Annotated in this window: 16 protein-coding genes; 9 read left to right on the plus strand and 7 right to left on the minus strand. The window is 62.1% G+C overall.

What is annotated here, in order from left to right; all coding sequences use genetic code 11:
* Nucleotides 1–2 precede the first annotated feature (2 nt).
* From RS694_RS01270 to waaF, 5 genes are read left to right on the plus strand one after another with little or no spacing between them, the layout of a single operon-like run.
* The gene (locus RS694_RS01270) at nucleotides 3–1,349 is read left to right on the plus strand and encodes an ATP-binding protein (RefSeq protein ID WP_029707868.1); all 1,347 of its coding nucleotides are present in this window, start codon (nucleotides 3–5) and stop codon (nucleotides 1,347–1,349) included.
* A 4-nt stretch (nucleotides 1,350–1,353) separates the two neighbouring features.
* A complete protein-coding gene (locus RS694_RS01275) occupies nucleotides 1,354–1,788 on the plus strand; it encodes a hypothetical protein (protein ID WP_029707867.1) in 435 nt (144 codons plus the stop codon).
* 48 nt (nucleotides 1,789–1,836) lie between these two features.
* A complete protein-coding gene (locus RS694_RS01280; protein WP_029707865.1) occupies nucleotides 1,837–2,775 on the plus strand; it encodes a branched-chain amino acid transaminase in 939 nt (312 codons plus the stop codon).
* Between the two features lie 5 nt (nucleotides 2,776–2,780).
* Nucleotides 2,781–2,987, plus strand: coding sequence for a zinc-finger domain-containing protein (locus tag RS694_RS01285; RefSeq protein ID WP_029707864.1), 207 nt, complete (start codon nucleotides 2,781–2,783; stop codon nucleotides 2,985–2,987).
* Between the two features lie 4 nt (nucleotides 2,988–2,991).
* The gene (waaF, locus tag RS694_RS01290; RefSeq protein WP_276324432.1) at nucleotides 2,992–3,981 is read left to right on the plus strand and encodes a lipopolysaccharide heptosyltransferase II; all 990 of its coding nucleotides are present in this window, start codon (nucleotides 2,992–2,994) and stop codon (nucleotides 3,979–3,981) included.
* Nucleotides 3,982–4,317: 336 nt separating this feature from the next.
* Here the strand turns inward: waaF and RS694_RS01295 are convergent, their stop codons facing one another.
* The 3 genes from RS694_RS01295 to RS694_RS01305 form a co-directional block, all read right to left on the minus strand.
* A complete protein-coding gene (locus RS694_RS01295) occupies nucleotides 4,318–5,580 on the minus strand; it encodes an ATP-binding protein (RefSeq protein WP_076069233.1) in 1,263 nt (420 codons plus the stop codon).
* Between the two features lie 12 nt (nucleotides 5,581–5,592).
* Nucleotides 5,593–6,309, minus strand: a complete 717-nt coding sequence (locus tag RS694_RS01300; protein ID WP_029709382.1) for a response regulator — start codon at nucleotides 6,307–6,309, stop codon at nucleotides 5,593–5,595.
* Between the two features lie 107 nt (nucleotides 6,310–6,416).
* On the minus strand, nucleotides 6,417–7,772 hold the full coding sequence (locus tag RS694_RS01305; protein ID WP_029709383.1) for an AmpG family muropeptide MFS transporter: 1,356 nt from the start codon (nucleotides 7,770–7,772) through the stop codon (nucleotides 6,417–6,419).
* Between the two features lie 18 nt (nucleotides 7,773–7,790).
* On the opposite strand from RS694_RS01305, the gene RS694_RS01310 reads away from it, so the two are divergent.
* Entirely contained in the window at nucleotides 7,791–8,603 is an 813-nt protein-coding gene (locus tag RS694_RS01310) for a M48 family metallopeptidase (protein ID WP_051392097.1), read from the plus strand.
* A 23-nt stretch (nucleotides 8,604–8,626) separates the two neighbouring features.
* Here the strand turns inward: RS694_RS01310 and RS694_RS01315 are convergent, their stop codons facing one another.
* The gene (locus RS694_RS01315) at nucleotides 8,627–9,415 is read right to left on the minus strand and encodes an exodeoxyribonuclease III (RefSeq protein WP_029709385.1); all 789 of its coding nucleotides are present in this window, start codon (nucleotides 9,413–9,415) and stop codon (nucleotides 8,627–8,629) included.
* Between the two features lie 10 nt (nucleotides 9,416–9,425).
* Here RS694_RS01315 and pyrE point away from each other — a divergent pair, with 10 nt between their 5' ends.
* Nucleotides 9,426–10,103 (plus strand): orotate phosphoribosyltransferase, encoded by a 678-nt coding sequence (gene pyrE / locus RS694_RS01320; protein ID WP_029709386.1) that lies wholly within the window; start codon nucleotides 9,426–9,428, stop codon nucleotides 10,101–10,103.
* 2 nt (nucleotides 10,104–10,105) lie between these two features.
* On the plus strand, nucleotides 10,106–10,750 hold the full coding sequence (locus RS694_RS01325; protein WP_029709387.1) for a hypothetical protein: 645 nt from the start codon (nucleotides 10,106–10,108) through the stop codon (nucleotides 10,748–10,750).
* 97 nt (nucleotides 10,751–10,847) lie between these two features.
* Here the strand turns inward: RS694_RS01325 and gatB are convergent, their stop codons facing one another.
* Genes gatB through gatC form a run of 3 tightly spaced genes read right to left on the minus strand, consistent with a single transcriptional unit; the run spans nucleotide 10,848 to nucleotide 14,174 of the window.
* A complete protein-coding gene (gene gatB / locus RS694_RS01330; protein ID WP_029709388.1) occupies nucleotides 10,848–12,335 on the minus strand; it encodes an Asp-tRNA(Asn)/Glu-tRNA(Gln) amidotransferase subunit GatB in 1,488 nt (495 codons plus the stop codon).
* 3 nt (nucleotides 12,336–12,338) lie between these two features.
* Nucleotides 12,339–13,862 carry an Asp-tRNA(Asn)/Glu-tRNA(Gln) amidotransferase subunit GatA gene (gatA, locus tag RS694_RS01335; RefSeq protein ID WP_029709389.1) on the minus strand — a complete coding sequence of 508 codons (1,524 nt, stop codon included), beginning with the start codon at nucleotides 13,860–13,862 and terminating at the stop codon, nucleotides 12,339–12,341.
* Between the two features lie 12 nt (nucleotides 13,863–13,874).
* Nucleotides 13,875–14,174 (minus strand): Asp-tRNA(Asn)/Glu-tRNA(Gln) amidotransferase subunit GatC, encoded by a 300-nt coding sequence (gene gatC, locus RS694_RS01340; protein WP_029709390.1) that lies wholly within the window; start codon nucleotides 14,172–14,174, stop codon nucleotides 13,875–13,877.
* 204 nt (nucleotides 14,175–14,378) lie between these two features.
* Between gatC and RS694_RS01345 the strand changes: the two genes are divergently transcribed.
* Nucleotides 14,379–15,422, plus strand: a complete 1,044-nt coding sequence (locus RS694_RS01345) for a rod shape-determining protein (protein ID WP_029709391.1) — start codon at nucleotides 14,379–14,381, stop codon at nucleotides 15,420–15,422.
* Nucleotides 15,423–15,429 lie beyond the last annotated feature (7 nt).

Genomic DNA, 15,429 nt, shown 5'->3' on the forward strand with positions numbered 1-15,429 from the left:
CCATGGGTGCCGGCCGCTCGCTGCAACTGCGCCTGCTGGTGCTGCTGTCTGTCTCCTTAACCCTGGTGTGGTTGGCCGTAGCGGTATGGACCTGGGTGGATGCCCGCCACGAAGTGGACGAACTCATGGACAGCCACCTGGCCCAGGCCGCCGCCATATTGGTGGTGCAGCCGTTGGACCTGGACGACGACGCCGTGGCCGATGCGCCAGCCTTGCACAAGTACAGCGCGCGGGTGGCGTTTCAGGTGTTCCATGAAGGCACGCTGGTCATGCGCTCGGCCAATGCCGGGACTGAACCGCTGAGCCATGAGATCCGTGGCTTCGAGACCGTGCGCGATGGCGGTGAAATCTGGCGTGTGTTTGCCACCCGGGGTGCCGACCGTGATGTGCAGGTGTATGTGGGTGAGCGGGTGGACGCGCGCAACGACATCGTCTGGGCCATGCTGCGCGGCATGTTGCTGCCCATGGCGTTGGCCTTGCCCGTGCTGGCGGCCTTGTTATGGTGGGCGGTGCACCGTGCGCTGGTGCCGTTGCGCGCCCTCAGCCATACGCTGGGCCAGCGCGCACCCGATGCGCTCAACCCGGTCGCCGTGCCCGACGTGCCGACCGAAATGCAGCCGCTGGTGGCCGCGCTCAACGGCCTGCTGGCCCGCATTGAACGCATGGTGCAAAGCGAGCGGCGCTTCACCGCCGATGCCGCACACGAACTGCGCACGCCGATTGCCGCCATCCGCGCCCAGGCGCAGGTGGCCTTGGGGGCCGGGGCAGACAGCGCGCAACGCGACCTGGCTTTGCAGACCACGTTGGCCGGGTGTGACCGGGCCGCGCATTTGGTAGACCAACTGCTCGCGTTGGCCCGGCTGGAGACCTCTGCTGCGGCCCCCACCGCAGAGGTCTGCGATCTGCGCACCCTGGCCCGGCAGGTCGCCGCAGACTTGGCACCCTCCGCATTAGCCCGTGGGCAGGACCTCGCGCTGGAGGCGGATGCAGACGTGGCCTGCACCGTTGCTGCGCCAGCAGTCTGGCTGGCCATGTTGTTGCGCAACCTGCTGGACAATGCCCTGCGCTACAGCCCTGACCGTGCGCGCGTGCTGGTGCGTGTGGCCCGCACATCCGAACAGGTGGTCTTGGAGGTGCATGACAGCGGCCCTGGCATGGCCAGTGCGGATATGCGGCGCCTGGGCGAGCGGTTTTTCCGGGTGCTGGGCCACACCCAAAGCGGCAGTGGTCTGGGCTGGTCCATCGTGCGCCGGATCGCGGATGTGACCGGGGCGCAGGTGACCGCGCAATCCTCCGCACTCCTGGGCGGACTGCATGTGCAGGTGGTGTGGCCCATCCTGCGAAAATAGGCGCATGCAAATTCAAAAAATTCTATTGCCGCTGGCAGCTGTTGTGTTGGTGGTGGCTGGTTATCGTGCGTATGGCTGGCCCGGCCTGGCGTTGGTGGCCGGTGGTTTGGTGATGTGGCAACTGCTGCACTTCACGCGCATGCTGCACATCCTCAAGCGCGCGGCCAACCGCCCTATCGGCCATGTGGACAGTGCCGTCATGCTGCACGCCAAACTGGCAGCGGGCCTGCCTCTGCTGCATGTTGTGGCGATGACCCGTGCTCTGGGGCAATTGGAGTCGCCCAAAGACACGCAACCCGAGCGCTACCGCTGGACCGACACGGCGCAGTCCAGCGTGGTCTGTGTATTCCTGGGTGGCAAGCTGCAGAGCTGGGAGCTGACGCGCCCGGCGCCGGATGGCGTGATGGAGCCGACCGACAGTGTGGCGCCAGCCCCGTAAAATCAGCGTTTCGCATTCTTTGCCGTTACCCCTTACAAGGACACCCTGATGAGCGTACTACCCCCCTCCATGGCCGATCGCGACGGAAAAATCTGGATGGACGGCCAGATGGTGGACTGGCGTGACGCCAAGATCCATGTGCTGACCCACACACTGCACTACGGCTGCGGCGCATTCGAAGGCGTGCGGGCCTACAACACGGTCAATGGCCCGGCCATCTTCCGCCTGGAAGAACACACCGACCGCCTCTTCAACAGCGCCAAGATCCTGCGCATGCAAATCCCGTTCACCAAAGAACAGGTCAACGAAGCACAGAAAGCGGTGATCCGCGAGAACAAGCTGGAGTCCGGCTACCTGCGCCCGCTGACTTGGATCGGCGACAAGAAACTGGGCGTCTCGCCCAAAGGCAACACCATCCACCTGATGGTTGCCGCCTGGCCCTGGGGCGCCTACCTGGGTGAAGAAGGCATGAAGCGCGGTATCCGTGTGAAGATCTCCAGCTACACCCGCCACCACGTCAACATCACCATGACCCAGGCCAAGGCGGTGAGCAACTACACCAACTCCATCCTCGCCAACATGGAAGCCACGGACGACGGTTACGACGAAGCCATGCTGCTCGACGCCAACGGCTTTGTGTCGGAAGGCGCGGGCGAGAACCTGTTCGTGGTCAAGGGCGGTGTGGTCTATACGCCCGATCTGTCGGCCGGTGCGCTCAACGGCATCACCCGCAACACCGTGTTCCACATCTGCAAGGACCTGGGCTTGGAAGTGGTGCAAAAGCGCATCACCCGCGACGAGGTGTATATCTCCGACGAAGCCTTCTTCACCGGCACCGCCGCCGAAGTGACGCCTATCCGCGAACTGGACCGCATCGAACTCGGCAGCGGCAGCCGTGGCCCCATCACCGAAAAAATCCAGACCGCGTTTTTTGACATCGTCAACGGCCGCAATCCCAAATACGCCCACTGGCTCACGAAAGTCTGACCACCATGACCCAAGCTGTGATCGAAATCCTGGCCAAAGACCTGAACCACCAGGGTGGCGTGTTCTGCCCCAGCCCGCTGGCCGACATGAAGACCTGGAACACCCATCCCAAGGTCTACCTGGACGTGGCCCGCTCCGGCGAAGCCAAGTGCCCGTATTGCGGCACCGTCTACAAACTGAAAGACGGCGAGCACTTCGCTAGTGGACACTAGCTCCTTGATCATCGCGCCCCAATGGATAGGGGACGCGGTGATGACCGAGCCGCTGTTGCGCCGTCTGGCGGCGCGTGGTGAGCGGCTGACCGTAGGCGCATTGCCCTGGGTGGCGCCGGTCTACCGGGCCATGCCGCAGGTGGCCGAGGTCATTGAATTCCCGTTCGCCCATGGTGGCCTGCAGTTCAAGGCGCGACGCAGCCTGGCGCGGCAGTTACAGGGCCGATTCAACACCGCGTATGTGCTGCCCAATTCGCTCAAGAGTGCGCTGCTGCCGTTTCTGGCCAGCATTCCCAAACGGGTGGGCTACATGGGCGAAACGCGGGTGGGTTTACTCACCCACCGGCTGAAAAACCCCGGCAAAAACAGCCGCCCCCCGATGGTGGCCTTCTACTCCGCGCTGAGTGGCGATTCCGATGTGGCCGATGACCGGCCGCAACTGGCGATTGACCCGGTGATTGTGGAGGCCTCGCTGGCCGGTCTGCAACTGCAGCCGCAGGGCTATTACGTCATGGCACCCGGCGCAGAGTACGGCCCGGCCAAACGCTGGCCGGCGCAGCACTACGCGGCGCTGGCGCGCCAACTGACCCGGCCCGTGGTCTTGCTGGGCTCGTCCAAGGAAGCGGCGCTGTGTGTCGAGATTGCCCAGGCGGTCAACGCGGTGGTTCCCGGGCAGTGCCGCGACTGGGCAGGACGCACCACGCTGGACTTGGCACTGGCCACGATTGCCGGCGCCCGTGCCATGGTGAGCAATGACTCCGGCTTGATGCACGTGGCGGCTGCCTTTGGTGTGCCGCAGGTGGCGCTGTTCGGTTCGTCCAGCCCGTTGCACACGCCGCCGCTGAGCCCGCACGCCCAGGTGGTCTGGCTCAAGAACGATCCGGACTACTTTCCGCCGCTGGACTGCGCGCCCTGTTTCGAGCGCGAGTGCCCGCTCGGCCATACCCGCTGTCTGGTCGATATCCAGCCGTCCAAAGTGCTATCGTATTTGTAGCTGCTTGCGCAACGCCCATCGGGGCTAGGCGCCAATTTGGCATAAAAAAAAGCCATCCGTGAGGATGGCTTTGTAAAAGTCCCCGAAGGGACGTCGTTGGAACCGTTTGAAGCAAACCTATTGGTTGGTTTGGCTTCTTTTCTTTGAACTGTGACAGCAGTTGGGTGAACTTTAGGGGTTCGCAACGCTTTGCGGTATCCCCCATTCGGGTGAATTTGCAGGGTTTTTTGTAAATATTTACAAAAAAAAGGCCGAATTCTGGGGTTTCGGCCTTTTGGGCAGGCCGTCTTGGCGCTTTCGCGCCGGCTTGCCGTGGTTTAAAACCTTGAACAGGCGCTAAGACGCCCCGGGCAGGCGCACTTCAAAAGATGCACCGCCTTGCGGGCGGTTGCTGCAGCGCACCGTGCCGCCATGGCGCAGGGTGATGGACTTCACCAGCGAAAGACCCAGTCCCACCCCCCCATCCCGCTCGGAGGCGCCGGGCAGGCGGTAAAACGGTTCAAAAATACGGGTTTGCAGCGCTTCCGGCACACCCGGGCCTGCGTCGTTCACCTGCAGAACCGCATGCGCACCCTCCTGGCGCAGCACCACCTGCACCTCACCCTTGCCATACCGCTGGGCGTTTTCCAGCAGGTTGCGCACTACGCGGCGCAGCAGCTTGCTCACCCCGGGCACCAGCAGCGTGGTCTGGGCGACCTCCAACTGGGCGCCTGTGCGCGCGCATTCTTCTGCCGCCAGGCCCACCAGGTCTACCGGCTCCACGGTGCCCAGATCGGCCTCGCGCGCGTCCAGGCGGCTGGCCAGCAGGATTTCCTCGATCAACTGGTCCAGTTCGCCAATGTTGCGGGCGATTTCTTCCTGGTCGGCCAGGCTGGGGGCCGTGCCCATCAGCTCCAGTCCCATGCGGATGCGTGTGAGCGGCGAGCGCAGTTCGTGGGAGGCATTGGCCAGCAACGACTTTTGGGAGGCCAGGAGCGCGTCCTGCGCTTTAACGAGTGTTTCGATCTGCTGCGCTGCGTGGTTGAAACGCGTGGCCAAGTAGCCGACTTCGTCATCCCCCTCCTGTGGCATGCGCACGCTCAGGTTGCCGTCGCCCCACTGCTGCACGCTGTGTTGCAAGGCTTCGAGCCGCCTTGTCAGCCGCCGCACGATGGGGTAGGTGGCCAGCGCCACCGCAATGGCCACCAGACCCAGGGTCCAGAGGAAACCAAAGGGCGCGGCCCAGGTGTTTTTGGGGGGGCGCGGCATGTGCAGGTGCATGGTCTGCCCATCCTGCATGCGCACGACAAATTCGGGGCCGCTGCCAAACCGGCTTTTGCGATCGCTTTCATCAGCGTCGTCTTCGTCCGGGGTGGTTCCCGCGGCGTTGGGCGTGGCGGTAGCGTCGCGTTTTTCGGTTCGCAATTCGGGTGGAGGCGGAGGGCGTGAGCGGCGTGCCTGGCCGCTGCCAATGATTTCACCTACGGCGTTGCGCACCACCACTTCCCGCAGGGGCGGGTCCGCTGCCATGCGCCAGGCCCAGCCCACCAGCAAAGTCAGTACCGCCACGGCCAGCACGACGGCCAGCCAGATGCGTACATACAGCTTTTTCAGGAACACGGAGGAATGACCTTAGTCTTGTTGCCGCGCGAAGACGTAACCCACACCACGCACGGTGAGAATGCGTTTGGGGTTCTTGGGGTCGGCTTCAATGGCTGCACGGATGCGGCCCATGTGCACGTCAATCGAGCGGTCAAAGGCTTCGAGTTCCCGGCCGCGCACGGCTTCCATGATCTGGTCGCGCGTCAGCACGCGCCCGGCGCGTTCGGCCAGGGCGGCCAGCAGGTCAAACTGGTACGAGGTCAGTTCCCGTGCGGCATTGGCCACGGTCACGGTGCGTGCGTCGCGGTCGATCTCCAGCGAACCAAAACGCAGGGCCTTGCCGGTGCTGGTGGGGCCATCGACCTTGCGTCGCAGGATGGCGCGGATGCGGGCCAGCAGTTCACGCGGCTCAAACGGTTTGGGCAGATAGTCGTCCGCACCCATCTCCAGCCCGATGATGCGGTCCATGGGGTCACCCTTGGCAGTCAGCATGAGGATGGGGATTTGCGCCAGGTGGGAAGGGAGCGCACGGATGCGTCGGCACACTTCCAGCCCATCCATATCGGGCAGCATCAAGTCCAGAATCACCAGCTCGGGCTGTGCGGTGGACTCGGCGGCCGTGAGTCGGGCCAGGCCACTGGCACCATCGCCCGCGGTGGCGAGCGTGAATCCGTTTTGTTCCAGGTACTTGGCCACCATGGCGGCCAGGCGGGCGTCGTCCTCAATCATCAGCAGTTGTTGGCTCATGGCTTCAGTCTAGTCCTGGGGGCGGTGGGGCGTGTGCCGCGCAGTTGAAGTGTCTGTAAAGATACGTAAACAATGCTACCAAATCAATAGCTGCTTGCGCATATCCCTCAAGGGCTGGAGGGCGATTTGACCCTTGAAGCCAGCCACACGAGTCCCAGTACCGGTACGCCCAGCAACGCGGTGGAGGTGAAGAAGCTGGCGTAACCAAAATGGTCCACATACAGGCCGGAATAACCCGCCACGAATTTGGGGAGCAGCAGCATCATGGAGCTGAACAACGCGTACTGGGTGGCCGAGTAGTTCACATTGGTTAGCGACGACAGGTAGGCGATAAACGCTGCCGAGGCGATGCCGCTGGCCAGGTTGTCCGCCGAGATCACAAAGATCAATCGGGTCACGTCGTGCCCCTGGCCTGCCAGCCAGGCAAACAACAGGTTGCTGCCCGCGCTGAGCACCGCGCCCAGCATCAGCACCCGCATCACGCCCACCCGCATGGCCAGTGCGCCGCCGACAAAGGCTCCGGCCAGCGTCATCACGACGCCGTAGATCTTGGTGACTGCGGCCACCTCGTCCTTGGTGTAGCCCATGTCCACGTAGAAAGGGTTGGCCATGATGCCCATCACCACATCGCTGATGCGGTAGGTGGCGATCAGGGCCAGGATCAGTGCGGCCTGCCAACGGTAGCGCTGCACAAAATCGGCAAATGGGGCGACCAGCGCGCCTTGCAGCCACTCGCGCGCGTTGCGCGCCGGAGCCAACACCATGCGCGCGGGCTCCGCCGAAAAAAGTACCGTCAGCACGCCGGGCAACATGCTCGCCGCCATGGCCAGGTAGGCGGTTTGCCAAGCGGCGTGCTGGTAGGTCGCAGCCGCACCTGCCACCGCTGCGGGCACTTCGGCGCGCGCGGCCAGCCATAACGTGCCTGCACCGGCCCAGATCATGGCCAGGCGGTAACCAGTCTGGTAAGTGGCGGCCAGTGCGGCCTGGTGCCGGGTGTCGGCGGATTCAATGCGAAACGCGTCCAACGCAATGTCCTGTGTGGCAGACCCCACGGCCACCGCCACGGCACACCACACCATCGTGGCGAGGGACTGCTGCGGATCGGTCAGGGCCATCAAGACCAGCGCCACCATGATCATGGCCTGTGACGCTAGCAACCAACTGCGACGGCGTCCCAGCACACGGGTCAGCACAGGGATGGGCAGACGGTCCACCAGCGGCGACCAGACCCACTTGAAACCATACGCCAGCCCGACCCAGCTTAAAAATCCGATGGTGGTGCGGTCGATGCCCGCCTCGCGCAGCCAGAAACTCAAGGTGCCAAACACCAGCAGCAGTGGTAGCCCGGCAGAAAAACCCAGTGACAACATGCGCAAGGAGGCGGGCTCCAGGTACACCCTCAAGGTCTGCGCCCAGGTGGGCTTGGCCGCCGTGGCGGAGATCTTGGGGGGGGGCATCGTCATGCGGGAATAATACCGTTCATGAAATACACGATTGCTGTTGCCGTATTGTGGTTGGGCCTGGTGCCGGGCAGTTGGGCGCGCGAGGGTGTGGAAGTCGGCGGAAACTCGGCCTTTTCCAACCTGGTGTCGGCCGAGCAGGTGGAGAAGTCCGCTGCACAACAGTACGCACAGACGCTGTCACAGGCCGCCAGCAAAAATGCGCTGGCTTCCAAAGACAATGCCCAGGTGCTGCGCCTGCGTGCCATTGCGCGGCGCATCATTCCGAATGCGATGGAATGGAACCCGCGTGCGAATGGATGGCAGTGGGAGGTCAACCTGATCAACGCTGACCAGATCAATGCGTTTTGCATGCCCGGTGGCAAGATTGCCTTCTACAGCGGCATCCTGAACCAACTCAAACTGACCGAAGACGAGGCGGCCATGGTCATGGGCCATGAGATCGCCCACGCGTTGCGCGAGCATGCGCGTGAACGCATGGGCAAAAACGCCGCCACCGGCATAGGGGCCAGTTTGCTGAGTCAGGTGTTGGGGCTGGGTGAGCTCGGGCAGACGGTGACCAACTACGGTGCGCAGTTGCTCACGCTGACCTTCAGCCGCGCGGACGAATCAGAGGCTGACCTGGTGGGGATGGAGTTGGCCGCACGCGCCGGGTACGACCCGCGCGCAGGCGTCACCCTGTGGAAAAAGATGGGCGCCGCCAACCAGTCGGCACCACCGCAGTGGTTGTCTACCCACCCCTCCGGCAGTACCCGCATTGCCGAAATTGAAGCCAACCTGCCCAAGGTGATGCCGCTGTACCAGCGGGCCAAAGCGGGCAAGAGCGGAGGCTGAGGCTCTGCCCCACAAACTCCGGCTCAGGCGCGTTCGTATTCAATCGTGATTGGCGCGTGGTCGGAGAACTTCTGGTCTTTGTAGATGTGGCTGGTCCGCGCAGATGCAGCCATCGCAGGTGTGGCCAGGTGGTAGTCCAGACGCCATCCCACGTTATTGGCATACGCCTGGCCGCGGTTGCTCCACCATGTGTAGCTGGTATCGGTAGTCTCGGGGTGCAACTGGCGGTATACGTCCACCAGGCCGCCTTCGCCCACTAGCTTGGTCACCCAGGCACGTTCTTCGGGTGTGAATCCGGAGTTTTTCTGGTTGCTGCGCCAGTTTTTCAGGTCGATCTGCTGGTGCGCAATGTTCACGTCGCCACACAGAATGAACTCGCGCTCCGACTTGAGCTTTTGTAAGTGGGGGTAAAACTCTCCGAGAAAGCGGAACTTGGCCTGCTGGCGCTCTTCGCCCGACGAGCCGCTGGGGAAATAGACGCTCAGGATGGACATCTTGCGTTGGGGCGTGTCAAACCGCAGTTCCACATAGCGCCCCTCCGCATCAAACTCGGGGGAGTTGTACCCAATGATGACATCGCTGGGCTCGTGCCGGGTGTACACGGCCACACCAGAGTAGCCCTTCTTTTGTGCGTAGTGGAAGTGCCCCTGCATTCCGGCCAGTTCGTGAAACTTGCCGTGTACATCGTCGTGCTGGGCTTTGACCTCTTGCACACAAATACAATCAGGGCGTGCCTGTTGCAGCCAGGCCTCCAGCCCCTTGCTGGTGGCCGAGCGAATGCCGTTGAGGTTCAGGCTGGTTAACTTAAACAAGGAATTTCCCATGGCAGTTCAGGACCCTTTGGCCCAGGAGTTTGTGCAGTTTGCGGTCGAATGCGGGGTGCTGCGCTTCGGCGAATTCAAGACCAAAGCGGGGCGCATGAGCCCGTATTTCTTCAACGCGGGCCTGTTTGACGACGGTGCCAAACTGGGGCGTTTGGCCGAATTCTATGCCCAGCGCCTGCTGGACAGCGGTATCGAATTCGACATGGTGTTTGGCCCGGCCTACAAGGGTATTCCGCTGGGCGCCGCACTCGCGGTGGAGTTGGCCCGGCGCGGGCGCAATGTGCCGTTTGCCTACAACCGCAAGGAAGCCAAGGACCATGGAGAAGGTGGCACGTTGGTCGGCGCACCCCTCAAGGGTCGGGTCCTGGTCGTCGACGATGTGATGTCGGCCGGCACGGCGGCCAAAGAGTCCATTCGCATCATTCAGGCAGCAGGTGCGACGCCACACGCGGTGTGCCTCGCGCTGGACCGGCAGGAAATGGCGACCGAAGACGGCAAAGACGTGGCCTACAGCGCCGTGCAATACGTGCGCAACAAATTAGGGTTGCAGGTTTGCGCGATTGCGAAGCTCAGCGATTTGATGCAGTATCTGGAAAAGCGCAGCGATACCGGGACGGCCGCATACCACCAGCAGGTGCAGGCCTACCGCGCGCGCTACGGTGTTGATGAAGGGTGAGCATGACAAAAAAATTGTGGGTTGTGGTGGTTGTCCTGGCGTGTGCCGGTGCGGCCGGTTCGGTCTGGGCGCAAAGCTCGCCGGTGATCTCGGGGGTTTACACCTGCATTGACGCCAAAGGCCGCAAACTCACGGCGGATAGGCCCATTCCGGAATGCACGGACCGCGAGCAAAAAGTGCTCAACCCCAGTGGCACGGTGAAGGCCAAGGTCGGCCCCACGCTGACCGCCCAGGAAAAAGCAGAACTGGAACAAAAGGAAAAACGGGAACGCGAGGAGCTGGGCCGTGCGGCGGAGGAAAAACGCCGTGCCCGTGCCCTGTTGACCCGTTACCCCAACAAAGCGGTCCATGACCAGGAGCGCAACGAAGCACTGACCCAAATTGGGGTGGTGATCCAAGCCGCCAAGACCCGCTTGACTGAATTGGCACGCCAGCGGGTGGGCATTGACGAAGAGATGGAGTTCTACAAGAAGGACCCCACCAAGGCGCCCGCCTATGTGCGTCGCCAGCTTGAAGAAAACAACCAGAGCCAGACCGTGCAAAAGCGGTTTATCGACGAGCAGGAAGCCGAAGTCCGCCGCGTCAATAACCGCTTTGACGACGAGCTGGTGCAACTGCGCCAGCTCTGGACGACTGTCTCGAAGTAGCGCCCCCACGCTCCGCCGCTGCGCTGGTCGCTGCCCCCCCCCCAGGGGGCTAACTCACCTTGGGGCGGCCCGGCGTGAGTTGTCCTGCGAATGGGGCTCAAGCCAGCTTGCTGCGCAACAGGTCATTGACCTGCTGCGGGTTTGCCTTGCCTTTGCTGGCTTTCATGATCTGACCGACCAGGGCGTTGAGCGCCTTGTCATTGCCGGCCTTGAACTCGGCTGCGTTCTTGGCATTGGCGGCAATGACTTCGTCGACGATGGCTTCCAGTGCGCCGGTGTCGTTCATCTGCTTGAGGCCTTTGGACTCGATGATGGCATCCACATCGGTGCCACCGTCCCACAAGGCGTCAAATACCTGCTTGGCAGCATTGTTGGAAATGGTGCTGTCGGCAATGCGTCCAATGAGTTGTCCCAATGATTGCGCACTGACGGGGGACGATTCAATGCCGATGTCTTGTGCATTCAAGCGGCGCGCGACTTCACCCATGATCCAGTTGCCAGCCAGTTTGGGCTGACCACCGGCCTTGGCGGTTGCTTCAAAATAAGCGGAGAGCGGCAGGCTCTGTGTCAAAGCCGTGGCGTCGTATTCGCTCAAGCCATAAGACGTTTCAAACCGTTGTGCCATGACACGTGGCAATTCGGCCATTTGCCCACGTACTTCTTGCACCCACTGCTCCGAAATACATAGCGGTGGCAAGTCTGGGTCGGGGAAGTAACGGTAGTCGGCCGCGTCTTCCTTGGTGCGCATTGCACGGGTTTCGCCGGTGTCCGGGTTGAACAATACGGTCGCCTGTTGAATTTCCAAACCATCTTCAATTTGCTCGATCTGCCAGCGTACCTCGTAGTCAATGGCCTGCTGCATGAACTTGAAGCTGTTCAGGTTTTTGATCTCGCGGCGCGTGCCCAATGGGGCACCAGGTTTGCGCACCGATACGTTGGCGTCGCAGCGGAACGAGCCTTCCTGCATGTTGCCGTCGCAAATGCCGATCCAGGTCACGATCTTGTGCAGTTCCTTGGCGTAGGCCACGGCCTCGGCGCTGGAGCGCATGTCGGGCTCGGTGACGATTTCCAGCAGCGGGGTGCCGGCGCGGTTCAGGTCGATGCCCGACTGGCCGATGAAATCTTCGTGCAGCGATTTGCCCGCGTCTTCTTCCAGGTGGGCGCGCACCAAGCGCACTGACTTTTTCTCTTCACCGAGGAAGAATTCCACGGCGCCGCCTTGCACTACGGGGATCTCAAACTGGCTGATCTGGTAGCCCTTGGGCAGGTCGGGGTAGAAGTAGTTCTTGCGCGCAAAAATACTCTTGGGTGCAATGTGCGCACCAATCGCCAGACCGAACTGGATGGCGCGTTCGACCGCGCCCTTGTTCATCACCGGCAGCGTGCCGGGCAGCGCCAGATCCACGGCGCAGGCCTGGGTGTTGGGCTCGGCGCCAAAGGCGGTGGATGCACGGCTGAAAATCTTGCTGGCAGTCGACAACTGGGCGTGCGTTTCGAAGCCGATGATGACTTCGTACCCACCCACGAGGGGGCCGGTCGGGCGGCCCTTTTGTTGTGCTTCAAATGTGTTCACGGTCTCGCTCATTGTTCAGAATCCTGCGGGCTTGGCCAGGTGGAAGTCCGTCGCTTGCTGGAAGCGGTGCGCCGCGTTGAGCAGGCGAGACTCCTGGAAATAGTTGCCGATGAGCTGCATGCCGATGGGCATGCCTGCGTCGTCGCCCGTGGTGGCAAAGCCCACCGGCACACTCATGCCGGGCAGGCCGGCCAGCGAGCCGGGCAGCGTGAAAATATCGGCCAGGTAGTTAGCCACCGGATCATCGGATTTTTCACCCAGCTTCCACGCCACGGTGGGCGCCACGGGGCCGGCAATCACATCACATTGCTGGAATGCGTTCTGGAAATCGTCCGCAATCATGCGGCGGATTTTTTGCGCCTGCAGGTAGTAGGCGTCGTAGTAGCCATGGCTCAGCACATAGGTGCCAATCATGATGCGGCGTTTGACCTCGTCACCAAAACCTTCGGCGCGGGTCTTCTTGTACATGTCGGCCAGATCGGTGTACTTGTCGGCGCGGTGACCAAACTTCACACCGTCAAAACGGCTCAAATTGCTCGACGCTTCGGCGGGCGCAATGATGTAGTACACCGGAATGGACAGCTCGGTGCGCGGCAATGCAATGGGCACCAGCTTGGCGCCCAGTTTCTCGTACTGCTTGAGCGCCGCATCCACCGTGGCGCGTACATCGCTGGAGAGCCCTTCGCCGAAAAACTCTGCAGGCACGCCAATACGCAGCCCTTCAATCGACTGGTCCAGCGTACGCGAGAAGTCTTCGGCAGGCATGTCAATCGAGGTGGAGTCGCGGTCCAGGTCGGGGCCACACATCTGGCTCAGCAACAGCGCGCAATCCTGTGCGCTGCGGGCCATGGGGCCGGCCTGGTCCAAGCTCGACGCAAAGGCCACCATGCCGTAACGCGAGGCGCGGCCGTAGGTCGGTTTGATGCCGGTGATGCCACAAAACGAGGCGGGCTGGCGGATGGAGCCACCGGTGTCGGTGCCGGTCGCGGCTGGAGCCAGCCGTCCGGCGACAGCGGCTGCGCTGGCACCCGACGAGCCGCCTGGAATGCGGCTTGCATTCCAGGGGTTGCGCGTGGGCACCACGGTATCAAAACCGACCGCTGCAATCGCGGTGTTTTCATTGCTCGAACCCATGGCGAATTCATCGCAGTTGAGCTTGCCCAAGGTCACGGTGCCCGCGTCCTTGAGCTTGGCAACCACGGTCGCATCAAACGGTGAGCGGTAGCCCTTGAGCATGCGCGAGCCCGCTGTCGTGGCGAAGTCCTGCGTGACAAAAATATCCTTGTGCGCGAGTGGCACACCTTCGAGTGCGCCTGCGCTGCCATTTGCAATGCGCGCATCGGCCGCGCGTGCTTGGGCCAGCGTGGTGTCTTCGCGCACATCGACATACGCGCCGAGCGCCGTGTGCGTGCGCGCGCGGGCCAGCAGATGCGTGGCGACTTCAACGCTGGAAACCTGCTTGCTGCGCAGCGCTTGTGCCAGTTCGGCAACGCCCAGGTCGTGCAGGGCGGTGGTGGAGAGGGAGCTTGTGCTTGTCATTGTTGTTTCTTCTTATTCAATGACCTTGGGCACTAAAAACAGCCCACGCTCCACGGCGGGCGCGCTTTGTTGGTTGGCTTCGCGCTGGTTGGGTTCACTCACCGTGTCTTCGCGCAAACGCAGCGTAATGTCCTGAATGGCCGCCACAGGATGGGCCAGCGGCTCCAGCCCGGTGGTGTCGACCGCGCGCATTTTTTCAACAATGGCGAAAAAATCGTTCATCTGGCCTAGCAGCCGGGTGCTTTCAGCGGGTTGCAGCTCCAGCCGGGCCAGATTGGCGAGCCGGGCGATATCGTGAGATGTCAGGGACATGGGCAAAAAATGAGGTGAAACCAAAGGTAAATCGGGCCCTGGGGGACTTCCCGGGGCAAGTTATTCACAGGGTATGGGTTATTATCCTGCCTTTGGTGCGAGAGGCGTAAAAGCGCGGACTTTGACACCAGACTTACGATTTTGAAACGATAAAACCATGGCGACGGAGGGTCGAAGTGCTCCCCGTGCCCGAGAGGATTTGAGATGTTTGGAGCTTTCCGTCGGTACTTCTCCACCGACCTGGCCATTGACTTGGGTACGGCCAACACCCTGATTTTTGTGCGTGACAAGGGCATCGTCCTCGACGAACCCTCCGTTGTTGCCATCCGCCACGAAGGTGGCCCCCAGGGCAAAAAGACCATCCAGGCCGTAGGCCGCGAAGCCAAGGCCATGCTGGGCAAGGTGCCCGGCAACATCGAGGCCATTCGCCCGATGAAAGACGGCGTGATTGCCGACTTCACGGTCACCGAGCAGATGCTCAAGCAGTTCATCAAGATGGTGCATCCGCGTGGCGTGTTCAAACCCAGCCCGCGCATCATCATTTGTGTGCCCTGCGGTTCCACCCAGGTGGAGCGTCGCGCGATTCGCGAATCTGCCCTCGGCGCTGGCGCCAGTGATGTGTACCTGATCGAAGAACCCATGGCAGCGGCCATCGGTGCCGGCCTGCCGGTGTCCGAGGCGTCCGGCTCCATGGTGGTGGATATCGGTGGTGGTACGACTGAAGTCGGCGTTATCTCGCTGGGCGGCATGGTCTACAAGGGCTCTGTGCGCGTCGGTGGTGACAAGTTTGACGAAGCCATCATCAACTACATCCGACGCAACTACGGCATGCTGATTGGTGAGCCCACCGCAGAAGCCATCAAGAAACAAATTGGCTCAGCCTTCCCAGGCTCCGAAGTCAAGGAAATGGAAGTGCGTGGACGCAACCTGTCCGAAGGCGTGCCGCGCAGCTTCACCATCTCTTCCAACGAAATCCTGGAAGCGTTGACCGATCCGCTGAACAACATCGTCTCCGCCGTGAAAAACGCGCTGGAGCAAACCCCGCCCGAACTCGGTGCAGACATTGCTGACCGCGGCATGATGCTCACTGGTGGTGGTGCGCTGTTGCGTGATCTGGACCGCCTGCTGGCCGAAGAAACCGGTCTGCCGGTGCTGGTGGCTGAAGATCCTCTGACCTGTGTGGTGCGCGGTTGCGGCATTGCACTGGAGCAGATGGAGCGCCTGGGTTCCATTTTCACCAGCGAATAAACCCCTG

The organism is Rhodoferax saidenbachensis (genome assembly GCF_001955715.1).
GTDB classification, from domain to species: Bacteria; Pseudomonadota; Gammaproteobacteria; order Burkholderiales; family Burkholderiaceae_C; genus Allorhodoferax; species Allorhodoferax saidenbachensis.

Bases quoted from the DNA above. Each gene is read 5' to 3' on its own strand.
- RS694_RS01270 (WP_029707868.1), top strand. From the start codon at position 3: ATGGGTGCCGGCCGCTCGCTGCAACTGCGCCTGCTGGTGCTGCTGTCT.
- RS694_RS01275 (WP_029707867.1), top strand. From the start codon at position 1,354: ATGCAAATTCAAAAAATTCTATTGCCGCTGGCAGCTGTTGTGTTGGTG.
- RS694_RS01280 (WP_029707865.1), top strand. From the start codon at position 1,837: ATGAGCGTACTACCCCCCTCCATGGCCGATCGCGACGGAAAAATCTGG.
- RS694_RS01285 (WP_029707864.1), top strand. From the start codon at position 2,781: ATGACCCAAGCTGTGATCGAAATCCTGGCCAAAGACCTGAACCACCAG.
- RS694_RS01300 (WP_029709382.1), bottom strand. From the start codon at position 6,309: ATGAGCCAACAACTGCTGATGATTGAGGACGACGCCCGCCTGGCCGCC.
- RS694_RS01305 (WP_029709383.1), bottom strand. From the start codon at position 7,772: ATGACGATGCCCCCCCCCAAGATCTCCGCCACGGCGGCCAAGCCCACC.
- RS694_RS01310 (WP_051392097.1), top strand. From the start codon at position 7,791: ATGAAATACACGATTGCTGTTGCCGTATTGTGGTTGGGCCTGGTGCCG.
- pyrE (WP_029709386.1), top strand. From the start codon at position 9,426: ATGGCAGTTCAGGACCCTTTGGCCCAGGAGTTTGTGCAGTTTGCGGTC.
- RS694_RS01325 (WP_029709387.1), top strand. From the start codon at position 10,106: ATGACAAAAAAATTGTGGGTTGTGGTGGTTGTCCTGGCGTGTGCCGGT.
- gatB (WP_029709388.1), bottom strand. From the start codon at position 12,335: ATGAGCGAGACCGTGAACACATTTGAAGCACAACAAAAGGGCCGCCCG.
- gatA (WP_029709389.1), bottom strand. From the start codon at position 13,862: ATGACAAGCACAAGCTCCCTCTCCACCACCGCCCTGCACGACCTGGGC.
- gatC (WP_029709390.1), bottom strand. From the start codon at position 14,174: ATGTCCCTGACATCTCACGATATCGCCCGGCTCGCCAATCTGGCCCGG.
- RS694_RS01345 (WP_029709391.1), top strand. From the start codon at position 14,379: ATGTTTGGAGCTTTCCGTCGGTACTTCTCCACCGACCTGGCCATTGAC.